The sequence below is a fragment of the Acidovorax sp. HDW3 genome, from assembly GCF_011303755.1.
Taxonomy (GTDB): domain Bacteria; phylum Pseudomonadota; class Gammaproteobacteria; order Burkholderiales; family Burkholderiaceae_C; genus Paenacidovorax.
In genome coordinates this window covers 1,064,247-1,078,983 of record NZ_CP049885.1, presented here as the reverse complement: position 1 = coordinate 1,078,983, position 14,737 = coordinate 1,064,247, and the positions used below count along the sequence as shown (strand labels likewise).

Annotated in this window: 14 protein-coding genes; 6 read left to right on the top strand and 8 right to left on the bottom strand. The window is 65.6% G+C overall.

From position 1 onward, the window contains the following. Positions 1–2: 2 nt before the first annotated feature. Positions 3–140, bottom strand: coding sequence for a cbb3-type cytochrome oxidase assembly protein CcoS (gene ccoS / locus G7045_RS04755; RefSeq protein ID WP_166160354.1), 138 nt, complete (start codon positions 138–140; stop codon positions 3–5). Then, the gene (locus tag G7045_RS04750) at positions 140–2,503 is read right to left on the bottom strand and encodes a cation-translocating P-type ATPase (RefSeq protein ID WP_166158028.1); all 2,364 of its coding nucleotides are present in this window, start codon (positions 2,501–2,503) and stop codon (positions 140–142) included. The genes ccoS and G7045_RS04750 overlap by 1 nt, the downstream gene beginning before the upstream one ends. A gap of 115 nt (positions 2,504–2,618) precedes the next feature. Here G7045_RS04750 and G7045_RS04745 point away from each other — a divergent pair, with 115 nt between their 5' ends. Next, positions 2,619–3,062: a universal stress protein gene (locus G7045_RS04745; protein WP_166158025.1), complete on the top strand. Its 444-nt coding sequence runs from the start codon at positions 2,619–2,621 to the stop codon at positions 3,060–3,062. A 17-nt stretch (positions 3,063–3,079) separates the two neighbouring features. Here G7045_RS04745 and G7045_RS04740 read toward each other — a convergent pair whose 3' ends face one another. Both G7045_RS04740 and lgt read right to left on the bottom strand, forming a co-directional pair. Then, positions 3,080–3,883, bottom strand: a complete 804-nt coding sequence (locus tag G7045_RS04740; protein ID WP_166160353.1) for an enoyl-CoA hydratase/isomerase family protein — start codon at positions 3,881–3,883, stop codon at positions 3,080–3,082. Between the two features lie 48 nt (positions 3,884–3,931). Next, positions 3,932–4,756: a prolipoprotein diacylglyceryl transferase gene (lgt, locus tag G7045_RS04735; protein ID WP_166160352.1), complete on the bottom strand. Its 825-nt coding sequence runs from the start codon at positions 4,754–4,756 to the stop codon at positions 3,932–3,934. A 158-nt stretch (positions 4,757–4,914) separates the two neighbouring features. Between lgt and bfr the strand changes: the two genes are divergently transcribed. Continuing rightward, complete coding sequence (gene bfr, locus G7045_RS04730) at positions 4,915–5,385, top strand: bacterioferritin (RefSeq protein WP_166158022.1); 471 nt, start codon at positions 4,915–4,917, stop codon at positions 5,383–5,385. An 84-nt stretch (positions 5,386–5,469) separates the two neighbouring features. On the opposite strand, the gene G7045_RS04725 is transcribed toward bfr, so the two are convergent. The 3 genes from G7045_RS04725 to G7045_RS04715 all read right to left on the bottom strand — a co-directional run bounded on the left by G7045_RS04725 (position 5,470) and on the right by G7045_RS04715 (position 8,278). Further along, positions 5,470–5,982, bottom strand: a complete 513-nt coding sequence (locus G7045_RS04725; protein ID WP_166158019.1) for a flavodoxin family protein — start codon at positions 5,980–5,982, stop codon at positions 5,470–5,472. Further along, the gene (gene ilvD, locus G7045_RS04720) at positions 5,982–7,838 is read right to left on the bottom strand and encodes a dihydroxy-acid dehydratase (RefSeq protein ID WP_166158016.1); all 1,857 of its coding nucleotides are present in this window, start codon (positions 7,836–7,838) and stop codon (positions 5,982–5,984) included. Before ilvD ends, G7045_RS04725 begins: the two co-directional genes overlap by 1 nt. Positions 7,839–8,035: 197 nt before the next feature. Continuing rightward, positions 8,036–8,278, bottom strand: coding sequence for a TIGR04438 family Trp-rich protein (locus G7045_RS04715; RefSeq protein WP_166158013.1), 243 nt, complete (start codon positions 8,276–8,278; stop codon positions 8,036–8,038). A 103-nt stretch (positions 8,279–8,381) separates the two neighbouring features. On the opposite strand from G7045_RS04715, the gene G7045_RS04710 reads away from it, so the two are divergent. The 4 genes from G7045_RS04710 to G7045_RS04695 all read left to right on the top strand — a co-directional run bounded on the left by G7045_RS04710 (position 8,382) and on the right by G7045_RS04695 (position 12,449). After that, the gene (locus G7045_RS04710; protein ID WP_166158010.1) at positions 8,382–8,687 is read left to right on the top strand and encodes a c-type cytochrome; all 306 of its coding nucleotides are present in this window, start codon (positions 8,382–8,384) and stop codon (positions 8,685–8,687) included. Positions 8,688–8,804: 117 nt separating this feature from the next. Beyond that, complete coding sequence (locus G7045_RS04705) at positions 8,805–10,235, top strand: alkaline phosphatase (protein WP_166158007.1); 1,431 nt, start codon at positions 8,805–8,807, stop codon at positions 10,233–10,235. A 15-nt stretch (positions 10,236–10,250) separates the two neighbouring features. Further along, on the top strand, positions 10,251–11,654 hold the full coding sequence (locus tag G7045_RS04700; RefSeq protein WP_166158004.1) for an alkaline phosphatase: 1,404 nt from the start codon (positions 10,251–10,253) through the stop codon (positions 11,652–11,654). Between the two features lie 93 nt (positions 11,655–11,747). Next, the gene (locus G7045_RS04695; protein ID WP_166158001.1) at positions 11,748–12,449 is read left to right on the top strand and encodes a hypothetical protein; all 702 of its coding nucleotides are present in this window, start codon (positions 11,748–11,750) and stop codon (positions 12,447–12,449) included. Between the two features lie 229 nt (positions 12,450–12,678). Here G7045_RS04695 and acs read toward each other — a convergent pair whose 3' ends face one another. Beyond that, positions 12,679–14,676 (bottom strand): acetate--CoA ligase, encoded by a 1,998-nt coding sequence (gene acs / locus G7045_RS04690; protein WP_166157998.1) that lies wholly within the window; start codon positions 14,674–14,676, stop codon positions 12,679–12,681. Positions 14,677–14,737 lie beyond the last annotated feature (61 nt).

Below are 14,737 nucleotides of genomic sequence, written 5' to 3'. Positions count from 1 at the left end.
CGTCAACCGTCACGCAAAATCCGCTCCCCCTCTTGCTCGACGCTTTCAAATTGCCCCCGATACACCGCCCACCACAGGGCAAGCAGGATCAGCAGCACCAAAACGACCGACAGGGGCACGAGCAAATACAAGATATCCATCAAGCCATCTCCCATGCAGTTGAAACCGACACTGGCGCGGCACTGGCAGGCGCCAGCGGAGCCAGGGCACGCGACAGACGCGCAGCGTTGAGCACCACCAGCAGCGAGCTCGCGGCCATGCCCAGACCCGCCAGCCAGGCCGGCATCCACCCCAGCACCGCCAGCGGCACCGCCAACGCGTTGTAAAGCGCAGCCCACCAAAGGTTTTGCCGCACCACGCGCAGGGTGCGGCGTGCCAGCAGCAAGGTCTGGGCTACCAAGGTCAGCTGCGCACCCAACACCACGAAATCAGAGCGCGCCTGCGCCAACGGTACGGCACAGCCAAAAGCAAACGACACATGGGCACCGGCGAGCACCGGGCCGTCATTCAAACCATCGCCCACCATCGCCACCTGGTGCCCCTGGGCCTGCGCTGCCTGCAGGCGCGCGAGCTTGTCGGCGGGGGTGCAGCCCCCCAAGGCCTGGGCAATGCCCAGCTGCTGCGCCAGGCGCTGTACGGCCACTGGGCGGTCACCCGACAGCAGCTGCACCTGCACACCGGCCTGCTGCAGCTGCCGCACCACGGCGGCGGCTTCAGGACGCAGGTCTTCATGCAAATCAAACCGTGCCAGCTCCTGCCAGGTGCCGTCCTGCAGCTCAGCAAGCACTACCTGCTGCGTGCCAGCAGCATCTGCAGCCACGCCGGTGTAGCTCGGTGAGCCCAAGCGCAGGCAGCGCCCCTGGTACAGCCCCTGCAGCCCCTGGCCTATGCTCTCTTGCACCTGCTCGGGGCTGACGCCCACGGCATCCGGGTGACGCTCTTGCCAGGCAGCCAATACGGCACGCGCCACCGGGTGCAAGGATTGCTGGGCCAAGCCCGCCGCCCAGGCCAGGGCCTGCGCCCCATCCACGCCCGGCGCCGGGCGCACGGCCTGCAGCACCAGACCATCGCGCGTGAGGGTGCCGGTTTTATCAAACACCAGGGTATCGACCGTGGCCAGCGCTTCTAGCGCCTGTAGATTGCGCACCAGCACGCCATGGCGTGCCAGGGTGCCCGCAGCGGTAAGCATGGCCACGGGCGTGGCCAGCGACAAGGCGCAAGGGCAGGTGACGATGAGCACCGCCACCGCCACCATGAGGGCGTGGCCGGGGTCAGTCGGCCACCACCAAGCGGCGGCCAGCCCGGCAGCGAGCAACACGGCCAACAAAAAGGGGCGCGCCACGCGGTCGGCCAGCTGCGCCAGGCGCGGTTTTTGCAGCGCTGCGCTTTCCATCAAGCGGACGATTTGTGCGTAACGCGTGGCCTCGCCCACACCATCGACGCGCACCAGCACTGCCGCCTGGAGGTTGTAGCTGCCAGCGGCCACACGCGCGCCCTCGGTACGCCACACCGGGGTGGACTCACCGGTGAGCAAAGCCTCATCGACCTGGGTCTGACCATCGATGATGCTGCCATCGGCAGGAAATGCATCGCCCGGCAGCACCCGCACCACGTCGCCCACGGCCAGGCGGCGCACGGCGACACGCTCAAAACCACCGTCAGTGCGCTGGCGCTCGACGCTGTCGGGCAGGCGATTGAGCAGGGCTTCGAGCGCGCCGGCGGTACGCTCACGCAGGCGCAGCTCCAGCCAACGGCCGGTGAGCAAGAAAAAGACGAACATGGTCAGCGAGTCAAAGAACACCTCACGGCCAAAAATGCCGGCCGGCTCGAAGGTTCCGATGGTGCTGACGACAAACGTAATAAGCATCCCCAGCGCCACCGGCAAGTCCATGCTGACGCGGCGCAGGCGCACGTCGCGCAGCGCATTGCTGAAAAAAGGTCCGCACGAAAAGATGATGACCGGCACCGACAGCACCCAGGAGGCCCAACGCAGCAGGGTTTCCATCTCCAGCGACAGGTCGCCGGGCTGGGCGATGTAGGCGGGCCACGCGTACATCATGACCTGCATCATGCAAAGACCTGCCACCAGCCAGCGCCAGAGCATCTTGCGCTGCTCGGCCTGGCGCTGCTCGCGCGCCTGCGCGTCCATGGCTGGCAGGGCCTGGTAGCCGGCACGCTGCACCGCTGCCATCCAGGCCGAGGGCAGCACCTGCGCCGGGCGCCACTGCACGCGCGCGCGCTGCGTGGCGGCGCTGACCTGCACCTCCTGCACGCCAGGCACGGCGCGCAGCGCTTCCTCGATCGTCAGGGCGCAGGCGGCGCAATGCATTCCCTGCAGCACCACCTGTGAATCCCACAACCCTTCTTCGGGCACTGCACCGGCCACCTGGCGCCCGAACGCCGCCCACTCCTGGGGATCGTCGAGCAGGCTGGCCGCCGCTATCGGCGCAGCCGCAGCTGCCACCAGCGTTGCAGCGGGCGGTTCGGAATTGACTTGGGACATGGGGGCGCAGTGTATCCGCGTGTACATAGCCCGCGCAAAATTGACTTAAATTAAGAAGAGCAAATCACTCGCCCATAAGCTATATGGTCACAACTTTCAAGCTAGGAGGATTCCCATGTACCAACACATCCTGATCGCCACCGACGGCTCGGAGCTCTCGCACAAGGCCGTCAGCCACGGCCTGGCGCTGGCGGCGCTCGGCCAGGCCAAAGTGTCTGTTTTGAAAGTCGTGCCCAACTATCCGCGCAATTACTTCGAGGGCGGCCTGCCGATCGAGGCCGCCGACATTGCCCGTGTCGAGCAGCAGTGGCGCACCGAGGCCGAGGCCCTGGTGGACAAGGTCAAGGCCGAGGGCAACAGCCAGGGCGTGGCGGTGCAGGCGCTGATCGTGCAATCGGACCTGGTGGCCGAGGCCATCATTGAAAGTGCCCAAACCCACGGCTGCGACCTGATCGTCATGGCCTCGCACGGACGCCGGGGCCTGCAGCGCCTGCTGCTGGGCAGCGAAACCCAGCACGTGCTGACGCATTCGCACGTGCCGGTGCTGGTGCTGCGTTAACTGCTCTCAAGCACAGGTTAAAACACGGGCCGGCGCTTTTCCAAGAACGCTGCAATGCCCTCGCGGTGCTCGGCGCTGGCGGCGTAGGCGTAGGGGTCGGCGCCGCCGTTTACTATGCTTTCGATAGCTGCTAGCGCTTGATGGGCGGGCGCTAGCGGCTGTTTTAAGGCCCGAAACGTCTGCTTGTTCATGCGCGCTGCTGCCGGCGCCAGGGCGGCGATGCGTTCGGCTGCCGCACGCGCCTGGGCGGTGCAGTCATGGGGGGGCACGACCCGGCTCAAAAAGCCGCGCGCCAGCATCTCCTCAGCACTGAAGGTGGCGGCTTCGAGCAGCATCTGGCGTGCCGTCACCTCCCCCACGGCGGCGGCCACCAGCTGCGCCTCGCGCGGCGCCATGGGAAAACCCAGTTTGGCAATCGGCGCACCGAAGCGCGCCTGGGCACTGGCGATGCGCAGGTCGCAGCAGCTGGCAATCTCCACCCCGGCGCCCATGCAGGCGCCCTCGATGGCGGCGACGATGGGCACGTCGCAGGCCAGCATGGCAACGAGGCCGCCCCAGACGTCGTTTTCATGAAAATCGCGCAGCTGCACCGGGTCAAAGCGAAAACCCGGGTACTCGGCAATGTCGCCGCCGGCGCAAAACGCCCCGCCCTGCCCTGAAATCAAGACGCAGCGCGCCTGCGCATTGCGCTGCACGCGCTCAAAAACAGAGCGCAACTGGCGCCACATGGCGCGGTTCATGGCGTTGAGCTTGCCCGGGTGCGCCAGCTCCACCTCGATCAGCCCCCCGGCATGGGCCTGCACCCGCACTTCGCCCGGCATTTTTTCACTCATTTTTTGATAGCTGCTCGCGCTTATCCAATAAGGGATTCAAGCTTTTTTGTTTGCAATTGGCTGCTGGCGCGCCCAAAGCCACAGCCCGGCGCCGCCGACGATCATGGGCACACACAGCCACTGCCCCATGCTCATGCCCAGCGACAGGATGCCCAGGAAAGCATCGGGCTCGCGGAAATACTCCGCCGTAAAGCGCAGCAGCCCATAGCCGAACAAAAACGCCCCGGTCACCTGCCCTGGCCGGCGCTCGCGGCGCGCGTACAGCCACAGCAGCACGAACAGCAGCAGCCCTTCGAGCAAAAACTGGTACACCTGCGACGGGTGGCGCGGCGCCAGCGTGCCGCTTTGCGGAAACACCATGGCCCAGGGCAGATCGGGGCTGGCAAAGCGCCCCCAAAGCTCGCCGTTGATGAAGTTGCCCACACGCCCGGCCGCCAGGCCGGTGGGCACACAGGGGGCGACGAAGTCGGCCACCTGCAGCAGCGGGCGCTGGCGCGAATGGGCAAACCACAGCATGGCCGCTGCCACGCCGAGCAGGCCGCCGTGAAAGCTCATGCCGCCCTGCCAGACGTACAGCACCTCCAGCGGATGCAGCAGGTAGTAGCCCGGCTTGTAGAACAGGCAGTAGCCCAGGCGCCCGCCCAGCACCACGCCGAGCACGCCCAGAAATAAAAAGTCCTCCACATCCTTGCGCGTCCACGCCTGTGCACCGCGCAGGTGCACAAACGGCGGGTGGTGCAGGCGCAGGGTGCCCAGCCATAGGAACAGGCCAAAGGCCACGAGGTAGGTAATACCGTACCAGTGCACGGCCAGCGGCCCGATCTGCACGGCAATGGGGTTGATCTGCGGGTACATCAGCATGGCGGCGATTGTGCCGCAGTGCAGCAAGGCTGCGTCGGTTTGCAAAACCGTCTGCGACGCGTTCGCATCCCGAGTCATTTTTCACGGGTATTTGCCCCACCTGGGGGCGCAGTGGCGGGATACTCGCCGGGTTCGAGTTCTACCAAGAGAGTCCCACCATGCAAGGCCACCCCCAAGTCATTGATTGCCTCAAAGAGCTGCTGCGCGGCGAACTGGCCGCGCGCGACCAGTATTTTTTGCATTCGCGCCTGTACGAAGACCAGGGCTTTGTGCGCCTGTACCAGCGCATGGACCATGAAATGCAGGAGGAAACCCAGCACGCCGACGCCATCTTGCGCCGCATCCTGTTCCTGGGTGGCCAGCCGGACATGCGCCCCAAGGACCTCAACCCCGGCGTGGACGTGCCCGACATGCTGCGCAAGGACCTGGCGGCCGAGTACCAGGTGCGCGACAACCTGCGCCAGGCCATCGCCCTGTGCGACAGCCTGCAAGACTACGTCAGCCGCGACATGCTGCTGGCGCAGCTGCGCGACACCGAGGAAGACCACAGCTACTGGCTGGAAAAGCAGATCGGCCTGATCGACAAAATCGGCCTGCAAAACTACCTGCAGACCCAATCTCAGGGATAAAAACAGGCTGCAGCGCGCTTGCAGCAAGCGCGAGCAGCTCTTCTTTTAATAGCAAAACCGCTCCTTGCGAGCGGTTTTTTTACGTTAAAAAACGCCCAACTCCAGCCCCAGGCTCATGGCACTGCCCAGGGCGTAGCAGCGCTCTAACGCGGTGCGCGCCATGCGCTTGGGCGCGGCAATTTCCTCCGGGCTTTGCGCGTAGGTGCAGGCGATGAAGGGCTCGGCCACCTCCTGCAGGCGCCAGCCAGTGGTAATGCGCCGCATCTGCTGCAGGGCGGCGCTGCCGTCGCTGCCGGCGCACACCAGCAGCGCGCAGGGCCGGCCCTGGATGCGATCGAGGGCGCCGTAGTAGCAGCGGTCGAAAAACTCCTTCATCTCCCCACTCAGGGCCGCGAGGTTTTCCGGCGCGGCGAAGACGTAGCCGTCGGCTGCCAGCAGGTCATCGACCTGCGCCTCATGCGCAGGCAACAGGCGCAGCGTGGTACTGGCGCCGCCGTCGCGCGCCCCGTCCTGCAGCGACTGCACCAGCTGGCGCGTGCCGCCGGTGCGCGAGTGGTACACCACCAAAAGTTGCTTGCTCACCGCCCTGCCCTCCATCAGTCGAGCAGCGACAGGTCACGCACCGCGCCCTTGTCGGCGCTGGTGACTAATTTGGCGTAGGCCTTGAGCGCGGCAGACACCTTGCGCGGGCGCGGCTTGACCGGCTTCCAGCCCTGGGCGTCCTGGGCGGCACGCCGGCGTGCCAGCTCCTCGTCGCTCACCAGCACGTTGATGCTGCGGTTCGGGATGTCGATGCGGATCTTGTCGCCGTTTTGCACCAGGCCGATGGCGCCGCCCGCCGCCGCCTCGGGCGAGCAGTGGCCAATCGACAGGCCCGAGGTGCCGCCGGAGAAGCGGCCATCGGTCAGCAGCGCGCAGGCCTTGCCCAGGCCCTTGCTCTTGATGTAGCTGGTGGGGTAGAGCATTTCCTGCATCCCGGGGCCGCCCTTGGGGCCTTCGTAGCGCACGATGACCACGTCGCCCGCCTGCACCTTGTCGGCCAGGATGTCGGCCACGGCCTCGTCCTGCGACTCGGTGACGTAGGCCTTGCCCTCGAACACCAAAATCGAGTCGTCCACCCCCGCCGTTTTCACCACGCAGCCGTCCAGGGCGATGTTGCCCACCAGCACGGCCAGGCCGCCTTCTTTGCTGAAAGCGTGCTCGTAGGAGCGGATGCAGCCGTGTTCGCGGTCCAGGTCCAGGCTGGGCCAGCGCTCGTTCTGGCTGAAGGCCACCTGCGTCGGGCGGCCACCGGGCGCGGCCTGGAAGAAATGGTGCACGGCCGCGTCCTGGGTGCGCACCACGTCCCATTGCGCCAGGGCTTGGCCCAGGGTCTGGGCGTGCACCGTGGGCACGTCGGTGTGCAGCTTGCCGGCGCGCTCCAACTCACCCAGGATGGCGTAGATGCCGCCGGCGCGGTGCACGTCCTCGATGTGGTACTTGTCGGTGTTGGGCGCCACCTTGCACAGCTGCGGCACGGTGCGCGAGAGGCGGTCGATGTCCTGCATGGTGAAGGCAATCTCGGCCTCCTGCGCGATCGCCAGCAGGTGCAGGATGGTGTTGGTCGAGCCGCCCATGGCGATGTCCAGCGTCATGGCGTTCTCAAACGCCTTGAAGCCCACCGCGCGCGGCAGGATGCTCTCGTCTTCGCCTTCGTAGTACTGGCGCGCCAGATCGACGATACGCCGCCCGGCGCGCTTGAACAGCTGCTCGCGGTCGGCGTGCGTGGCCAGGGTGGTGCCGTTGCCGGGCAGGGACAGGCCCAGCGCCTCGGTCAGGCAGTTCATGGAGTTGGCGGTGAACATGCCCGAGCAGGAGCCGCAGGTGGGGCAGGCGTTGCGCTCCACTTCGGCCATGTCGGCCTCGCTCACGCTCTCGTCCACGGCCATGACCATGGCGTCCACCAGGTCGAGCTTCTTGGCGTGGAAGGTTTTGCTCGCCGGCACCGCCAGCTGCACCTTGCCCGCTTCCATGGGGCCACCGGAGACAAAAATCACCGGGATGTTCAGGCGCATGGCGGCCATCAACATGCCGGGGGTGATCTTGTCACAGTTGCTGATGCAGACCATGGCGTCGGCGCAGTGCGCGTTCACCATGTACTCCACGCTGTCGGCAATCACGTCGCGGCTGGGCAGCGAGTACAACATGCCGTCGTGGCCCATGGCGATGCCGTCGTCCACGGCGATGGTGTTGAACTCCTTGGCTACGCCACCAGCGGCCTCGATCTCACGCGCCACGAGCTGGCCCATGTCCTTGAGGTGCACATGGCCGGGCACGAACTGGGTGAAGGAGTTGACCACCGCGATGATGGGCTTTTGGAAGTCGGCGTCCTTCATGCCGGTGGCACGCCACAGGGCGCGGGCACCGGCCATGTTGCGGCCGGCGGTGGAGGTTTTGGAACGGTAGGCGGGCATCGTGGAAAAGCTCTCAAGAATCTCTAAAAAATCTGGCCCCTAGGGGTTGGGGCACGGCGCACGCCACGGGGCTCGGCCTCTTGAGCTGCCGGCGTGGACAAACCGTTTCATTATGTCGCAGCCCCGCCGCGCTCCCCAGCAGGCACAAAAAAGCCCGCAGCCAGATCGGCAGCGGGCCTGTATATTGCCGCAGGGTATCAACGCGGCTTGCGCGGCGCCATGCCCATGGCCTCTTTGTGTTTGTTGACGCGGTCTTGTTTGCGCTGCTCGATTTTTTCCATGGCCTTGCGCTTGGTGTAGCCGGTGGCGTCGGCCCAGGCCCACCACAAGGCTGTGAGCGCGTATGGTGCAAGCACCCACCACCAAGACCAGTTGGCGACGGGGCCGATCTCTAAATATTTGAGCAGCGTCAGAACAAGCGCTAATCCCAGCATGTACATGTCGGCCTCCGTGGACAAAAGAGAAAAACCGCAGTTCCCTGTCAACCAGGGACACTACAATTTCGTTCGGATCAATAGTAACCCAACCACAGGAGAGCCTCCGATGAACCGTGTCCTGATCGCCCTCGCCCTGGCAGCCACTGCCGCCGCCCCCGCCATGGCCGATGAAGCCCTGGCCAAGTCCAAGAACTGCCTGGCTTGCCACGCTACCGACAAGAAGCTGGTTGGCCCCTCCTACAAGGACGTGGCCAAGAAGCACGCCGGCCAGAAAGACGCCGAAGCCACCCTGGTCGAGCACATCATGAAGGGCAGCAAGGGCGTGTACGGCCCCGTTCCCATGCCCCCGAACGCCAACGTGAACGAAGCCGAAGCCAAGAAGCTCGCCGGCTGGATCCTGTCGCTCAAGTAAGCCACAGTGCTCCGACAAAAACCGCAGCCGCGTGCTGCGGTTTTTTTTCGCCCGTCATCACGGCGTCACAGCCGCTCCGGATAGTGCCAACCGCACTCTTACTTTTTCGGAGCATTCATGCAACTTCGGTTCACAGCCCTGGCCGCAGCCGCCAGCCTGGCCCTGGCGGCCTGCGGTGGTTCAGGTGACGATAGCCCGGCAACGCCCGCCGGCGCGCCCAAAAACATCATCTTCTTCCTCGGCGACGGCATGGGCCTGACGACCCAGACCGCAGCGCGCATCTACAAGGTCGGCGAAGACGGCGAAATGGCGATGGACAAGCTGCCTGAGACCGCCTTCATCCGCACCTATTCGCACAATGCCCAGGTGACCGATAGCGCACCTTCCATGGCCGCCTACATGACCGGCGTGAAGATGAACAACGAAGTCATCTCCATGACGCCCGAGACGCGCGCCTTCGACGCCAGCGGCAAGGACTACATCAGCGGCGCCGACAGCCGCTGCCCCACCAGCGGCAACGGCCAGGCCGTGGCTACGCTGCTGGAACTGGCCAAGGCTGCCGGCATGGGTACGGGCGCAGTCACGACCACGCGCATCACGCACGCCACCCCGGCTGCCACCTACGCCCACATCTGTCACCGCGATGGTGAAAACGCCATTGCCGCCCAGGCCGTGCCCGGGGGCGCCGGCTTCAACAGCGCCCTGGGCGACGGCGTGGACGTGCTGCTCGGCGGCGGGCGCCAGTTCTTCCTGCCCCAAGCCGCTGGCGGCAAACGCACCGACGGGCGCGACCTGACGGCCGAACTCAAGACCAAGGGCTACACCTACGTGCAAAACAAGACCGAGTTCGACGCCGCCGCACCCGCCGCAACGAAGAAGCTCATCGGCCTGTTCGCCAACAGCCACATGGCCTACGACACAGACCGCGACGCCAGCAAAGAACCGAGCCTGGCCGAGATGACTGGCAAAGCCATCGAGCTGCTGACCAAGAACGACAAGGGCTTCTTCCTCATGGTCGAGGGTGGGCGCATCGACCACGCGCTGCACGACACCAACGCACGCAAGGCGCTGCAGGACACCGTGGCCTTCGACGATGCCATCGCCCGCGCCCTGGACAAGATGCAGGCCAAAGATCCGGGGCTGAAGAACACCCTCGTTGTCGTCACCGCCGACCACGACCACACCCTGGTGCTCAACGGCTACGCCGCCCGCACCGGCCCGACCACCGCCAGCAACCCGGGCGTGCTCGGCCTGTTGCGAAACTTCGTCGATGGCAGCCTGGGCACCGATCTGGGTGGCACCCCCTTCACCATCATCGGCTTTGGTAACGGTGAGAACCGCCCGAACGTGCGCACGGCCCTGACCGATGCCCAGGTGGCCGACAAAAACTACCACCAGGAGGCCGTGATCCCCATGGCCGCTGGCAACGAGACCCATGGCGGCACCGACGTCTTCCTGGGCGCCGCCGGCAAAGGTGCCGATCTGTTCAGCGGCGCCCTCACCAACACCGAAGTGTTCGGCCTGATCCGCAAGGCCAGCGGCCTGTAAACCAGAGATCACCCCATGAAAAAAGCACTGCACCACATCACCCGCACCGCCGCCCTGCTGCTGGCCACCACCAGCGCCAGCTGGGCCGCCGGCGAGGCCACCAACGTCATCTTCTTCCTCGGTGACGGCATGGGCCCGACCACCGTCACCGCCAGCCGCATCTACAAAGTGGGCGAAGCCGGCCAGCTGACGATGGAGAGCCTGCGCCGCACGGCACGCATCCGCACCTTCTCCAACGATGCGCAGACCACCGACAGCGCCCCCTCCATGGCCGCCTACATGACCGGCGTGAAGATGAACAACGAAGTCATCTCCATGAGCGCCGACACCCACGCCTACAACGGCACCAAGCCCTACCTGAACGGCACCGACAGCGCCTGCCCCGCCAGCGGCAACGGCCAATCGGTGCCCACGCTGCTCGAACTGGCCAAGGCCGCCGGCAAGTCGGTGGGTGCGGTGACGACCACGCGCGTGACCCATGCGACGCCGGCCGCGACCTTCGCCCACGTCTGCCACCGCGACGCCGAAAACACCATCGCCGCCCAGGCCGTGCCCGGCTCCGGCCTGTTCAACCCGGCCCTGGGCACGGGGCTCGATGTGCTGCTGGGCGGCGGCGCCAAGTTCTTCCTGCCCACCACCGCCGGCGGCAAGCGCAGCGACGGCCAGGACCTGACGGCGCTGCTGCAAAAAGCCGGCTACCAATACGTAAGCACCGGCACACAGCTGCAGGCCGTGAACCCGGCCAGCACCACCAAGCTGGTGGGCCTGTTCAACAAGGATCACCTGAACTACGAGCTCGACCGGGTGAAAAAGCAGCTCGACGAGCCCAGCCTGGCCGACATGACGGAAAAAGCCATCAAGGTGCTGCAAAACAACGGTAAGGGCTATTTCCTCATGGTCGAAGGCGGGCGCATCGACCACGCCCTGCACGGCACGAATGCCAAGCGCGCGCTCGAAGACACCGTCGCCTTTGACAACGCCATTGCCCGTGCGCTGTCGCTGGTGGACTTGAAGAACACCCTGATCGTCGTCACCGCCGACCACGACCACACCATGGCCTTCAACGGCTACGCGCAGCGCGGCACGCCCATCCTCGGCAAGAGCACCGACATCAAGGCCAGCAGCGTGCAAGGCCAGCCCGTGCTGGCCCAGGCCGCCGACGGCAAGCCCTACACCACCTTGGTCTTTGGCAACGGCGGCGGGCCGCGCAAGGCCGTGCGTGACGACCTGACCAGCGTCGATACCGCCGCCGACGATTACCTGCAGGAAGTCGGCATTCCCCTGGGCAGCCCCGGCTCCGAAACCCATGGCGGCGGCGACGTGATGCTGTTTGCCGGCGGCGCCGGCAGCAACGGCTTCAAGGGCACGATGCTCAACACCAAGGTCTTCGGCCGCGTCAAGGCGGCCATGGGCCTGTAAGCCCCGTGCCCTAACGCCCGGCCACGCCCGCCGGCCCCTGCGGCCCGGGCGTGTTCGGCTTTTCCCTTTCGCTTTCCTTGCTTTTTCGACACCATGCCATACCGTCTTTGCGCAGCCACCGCCCTGGCCTGGGGCCTGACCCTGGCGGGCTCGGCCCAGGCCGCACCAGCCGCCCCCGCCCATCCGCCCGCCCTGGCCTTGCATATCGAGCACCATGTCCACACCGTGAGCGCCGATGGCGTCACGCGCGAACTGCGTTACAGCGAGCAGCTACTGCGCCAGGGCGAGCAAATCTGGCTGGCCCGCATCCTGCCGCGCCATGCACACAGCGAAGACGAGCACAGCAGCGGCGCCAAGGCACACAAGCACATGGACATTGCCGCCTCCGCCCGCTGGGTGCAGCGCCAGGGCGATGGCCAGCTGCAGGTGCGCCTGGTGAACGCGCACGAACGCCTGCTGGTCGATGTGCCGCCCGCCGAATGGGGCCAGGTGGGTTTTGACGGCCAATGGGCAAACGCCCAGCACCTGCTCGACCCAGCACAGCTCGCCCGCATGAAGCCCCTGGCCCGCCCGGCCCCGGCCGGCGCACGCTGGTACCAGGGCGGCAGCAGCAGCCAGCCGGTGCAGGTGCTGTGGGACATCCAGGGCCAGTTCCCGCAGCGCATCGAATCGCACAACGCCCAGGGCAATGAGCGCAGCGTTACGACCGCCCGGCGCCAGACCCTGCCCAGCACCCTGCCCTGGACACAGCTCACCGGCTACGGTCACAAGGAATACGCCGACCTGCTCGACTGAGCACCGCCACCGCCGCAAAAAAAGAAACAGCCCGCATTCGCGGGCTGTTTCTTTTTTAGGAGCTGCTAGCGCTTGCTGGGCAAGGGTTAGAGGCTGTTTTCATCAATTATTTTGCGCCAATTGATCCAGGATCGCCGGATTTTGGTGAGCACATCACATCGCTGCGCGATATGAGTGCTCCCCGAACCCCGCAAGTGCTGCGCACCGGCAGCTTGCGCTGCCTTCTGGATCAATTGTTCTGCGCCAATTGATCCAGAATTGCGGGGTTCTCCAGCGTGCTGGTGTCCTGGGTGATGGCTTCGCCCTTGGCCAGCGAGCGCAGCAGGCGGCGCATGATCTTGCCGCTGCGGGTCTTGGGCAGGTTTTCGCCAAAGCGGATGTCCTTGGGCTTGGCGATGGGGCCGATTTCCTTGGCCACCCAGTCACGCAGCTCTTTGGCGATCTGCTTGGCGTCCTCACCGGTGGGGCGCGAGCGCTTCAAGACCACGAAGGCGCAGATGGCCTCGCCGGTCAGGTCGTCGGGGCGGCCGACCACGGCGGCTTCGGCCACCAGGTCGGATTTGGCGACCAGGGCCGATTCGATTTCCATGGTGCCCATGCGGTGGCCCGAGACGTTGAGCACGTCGTCGATACGGCCGGTGATGCGGAAGTAGCCCGTCTTGGCGTCGCGCACCGCACCGTCGCCAGCGAGATAAATCTTGCCGCCCATTTCCTCGGGGAAGTAAGCCTTCTTGAAACGCTCGGGGTCGTTCCAGATGGTGCGGATCATGGACGGCCAGGGGCGCTTGATGACCAGCATACCGCCCGCGCCGTTGGGCATGTCGTTGCCGGTTTCATCGACGATGGCGGCGGCAATGCCCGGCAGCGGCAGCGTGCACGAGCCCGGCACCAGCGGCGTGGCGCCCGGCAGCGGGGTGATGAGGTGGCCGCCGTTTTCCGTCTGCCACCAGGTATCGACGATGGGGCAACGCTCGCCGCCGACGTTTTTGTAGTACCACATCCAGGCTTCGGGGTTGATGGGCTCGCCCACGCTGCCCAGGATGCGCAGGCTCGACAGGTCGGAGTTCTTGGGGTGCACGCTCTCATCGGTGTCCGCCGCCTTGATGAGCGAGCGGATGGCCGTGGGGGCGGTGTAGAAGATGGAGCACTTGTGGCGCTCGATCATCTGCCAGAAGCGCCCGGCGTTGGGGTAGGTGGGCACGCCTTCAAACACGATTTGCGTGCCACCGGCGGCCAACGGGCCGTAGGCAACGTAGGTGTGGCCGGTAATCCAGCCGATGTCGGCGGTGCACCAGAAGACGTCGTCGGCGCGCAGGTCGAACGTCCAGTCCATGGTCATCTTGGCCCACAGGATGTAGCCGCCGGTGCTGTGCTGCACGCCCTTGGGCTTGCCGGTGGAGCCCGAGGTGTAGAGGATGAACAGCGGGTGCTCGGCGTTCACCGGCTCGGGCGCGCATTCGGTGCTTTGGCCGTCCAGGGCCTGGGTGAAGGTGATGTCGCGGCCAGCGACCATGTTGCAGGCGGTGGCGGTACGCTCGTACACCAGCACGCTCTTGATGGTGTCGCAGCCGCCCAGCGCCAGGGCTTCGTCGATGATGGTCTTGAGCGGCAGTTCCTTGCCGCCGCGCAATTGGTAGTTGGCGGTGACGATGGCCACGGCGCCGGCGTCGATCACGCGCTCTTGCACTGCCTTGGCCGAGAAGCCGCCGAACACCACGCTGTGCGTGGCGCCGATGCGCGCGCAGGCCTGCATGGCCACCACGCCCTCGATGGTCATGGGCATGTAGATGAGGACGCGGTCGCCCTTCTTCACGCCCTGCGCCTTGAGGGCGTTGGCAAACTGGCTGACCTTGGCCAGCAGTTCCTTGTAGGTGATCTTGGTGACTTCGCCGCCGTCGGCTTCAAAAATGATGGCGGTTTTGTTCTCCACCGGGGTGCCGATGTGCTTGTCCAGGCAGTTGGCGCTGGCGTTGAGTTCGCCGTCGGAGAACCATTTGTAGAAAGGGGCCTCGGATTCGTCGAGCGTCTTGGTAAAAGGCTTGGTCCAGACCACGTTGTCACGGGCACGTTGGGCCCAGAAACCTTCGAAGTCCTTGTTGGCCTCTGCGCACAGGGCTTCATAGCCTGCCATGCCAGAGACGCGGGCCGCTTTCACAGTGGCTTCAGATGGCGGGAACACGCGGTTTTCCACCAGCACGGATTCGATTGCGGTATTGGTTTCACCCATGGTTTTGTCTCCTACAAATGAATGGAATGCGGGCGGTACTTTGGGCGGTGGCACTTACAAG

Bases quoted from the DNA above. Each gene is read 5' to 3' on its own strand.
- bfr (WP_166158022.1), top strand. From the start codon at position 4,915: ATGCAAGGCCACCCCCAAGTCATTGATTGCCTCAAAGAGCTGCTGCGC.
- acs (WP_166157998.1), bottom strand. From the start codon at position 14,676: ATGGGTGAAACCAATACCGCAATCGAATCCGTGCTGGTGGAAAACCGC.
- G7045_RS04710 (WP_166158010.1), top strand. From the start codon at position 8,382: ATGAACCGTGTCCTGATCGCCCTCGCCCTGGCAGCCACTGCCGCCGCC.
- G7045_RS04745 (WP_166158025.1), top strand. From the start codon at position 2,619: ATGTACCAACACATCCTGATCGCCACCGACGGCTCGGAGCTCTCGCAC.
- G7045_RS04700 (WP_166158004.1), top strand. From the start codon at position 10,251: ATGAAAAAAGCACTGCACCACATCACCCGCACCGCCGCCCTGCTGCTG.
- ilvD (WP_166158016.1), bottom strand. From the start codon at position 7,838: ATGCCCGCCTACCGTTCCAAAACCTCCACCGCCGGCCGCAACATGGCC.
- G7045_RS04725 (WP_166158019.1), bottom strand. From the start codon at position 5,982: ATGGAGGGCAGGGCGGTGAGCAAGCAACTTTTGGTGGTGTACCACTCG.
- lgt (WP_166160352.1), bottom strand. From the start codon at position 4,756: ATGCTGATGTACCCGCAGATCAACCCCATTGCCGTGCAGATCGGGCCG.
- G7045_RS04705 (WP_166158007.1), top strand. From the start codon at position 8,805: ATGCAACTTCGGTTCACAGCCCTGGCCGCAGCCGCCAGCCTGGCCCTG.
- ccoS (WP_166160354.1), bottom strand. From the start codon at position 140: ATGGATATCTTGTATTTGCTCGTGCCCCTGTCGGTCGTTTTGGTGCTG.
- G7045_RS04715 (WP_166158013.1), bottom strand. From the start codon at position 8,278: ATGTACATGCTGGGATTAGCGCTTGTTCTGACGCTGCTCAAATATTTA.
- G7045_RS04695 (WP_166158001.1), top strand. From the start codon at position 11,748: ATGCCATACCGTCTTTGCGCAGCCACCGCCCTGGCCTGGGGCCTGACC.
- G7045_RS04740 (WP_166160353.1), bottom strand. From the start codon at position 3,883: ATGCCGGGCGAAGTGCGGGTGCAGGCCCATGCCGGGGGGCTGATCGAG.
- G7045_RS04750 (WP_166158028.1), bottom strand. From the start codon at position 2,503: ATGTCCCAAGTCAATTCCGAACCGCCCGCTGCAACGCTGGTGGCAGCT.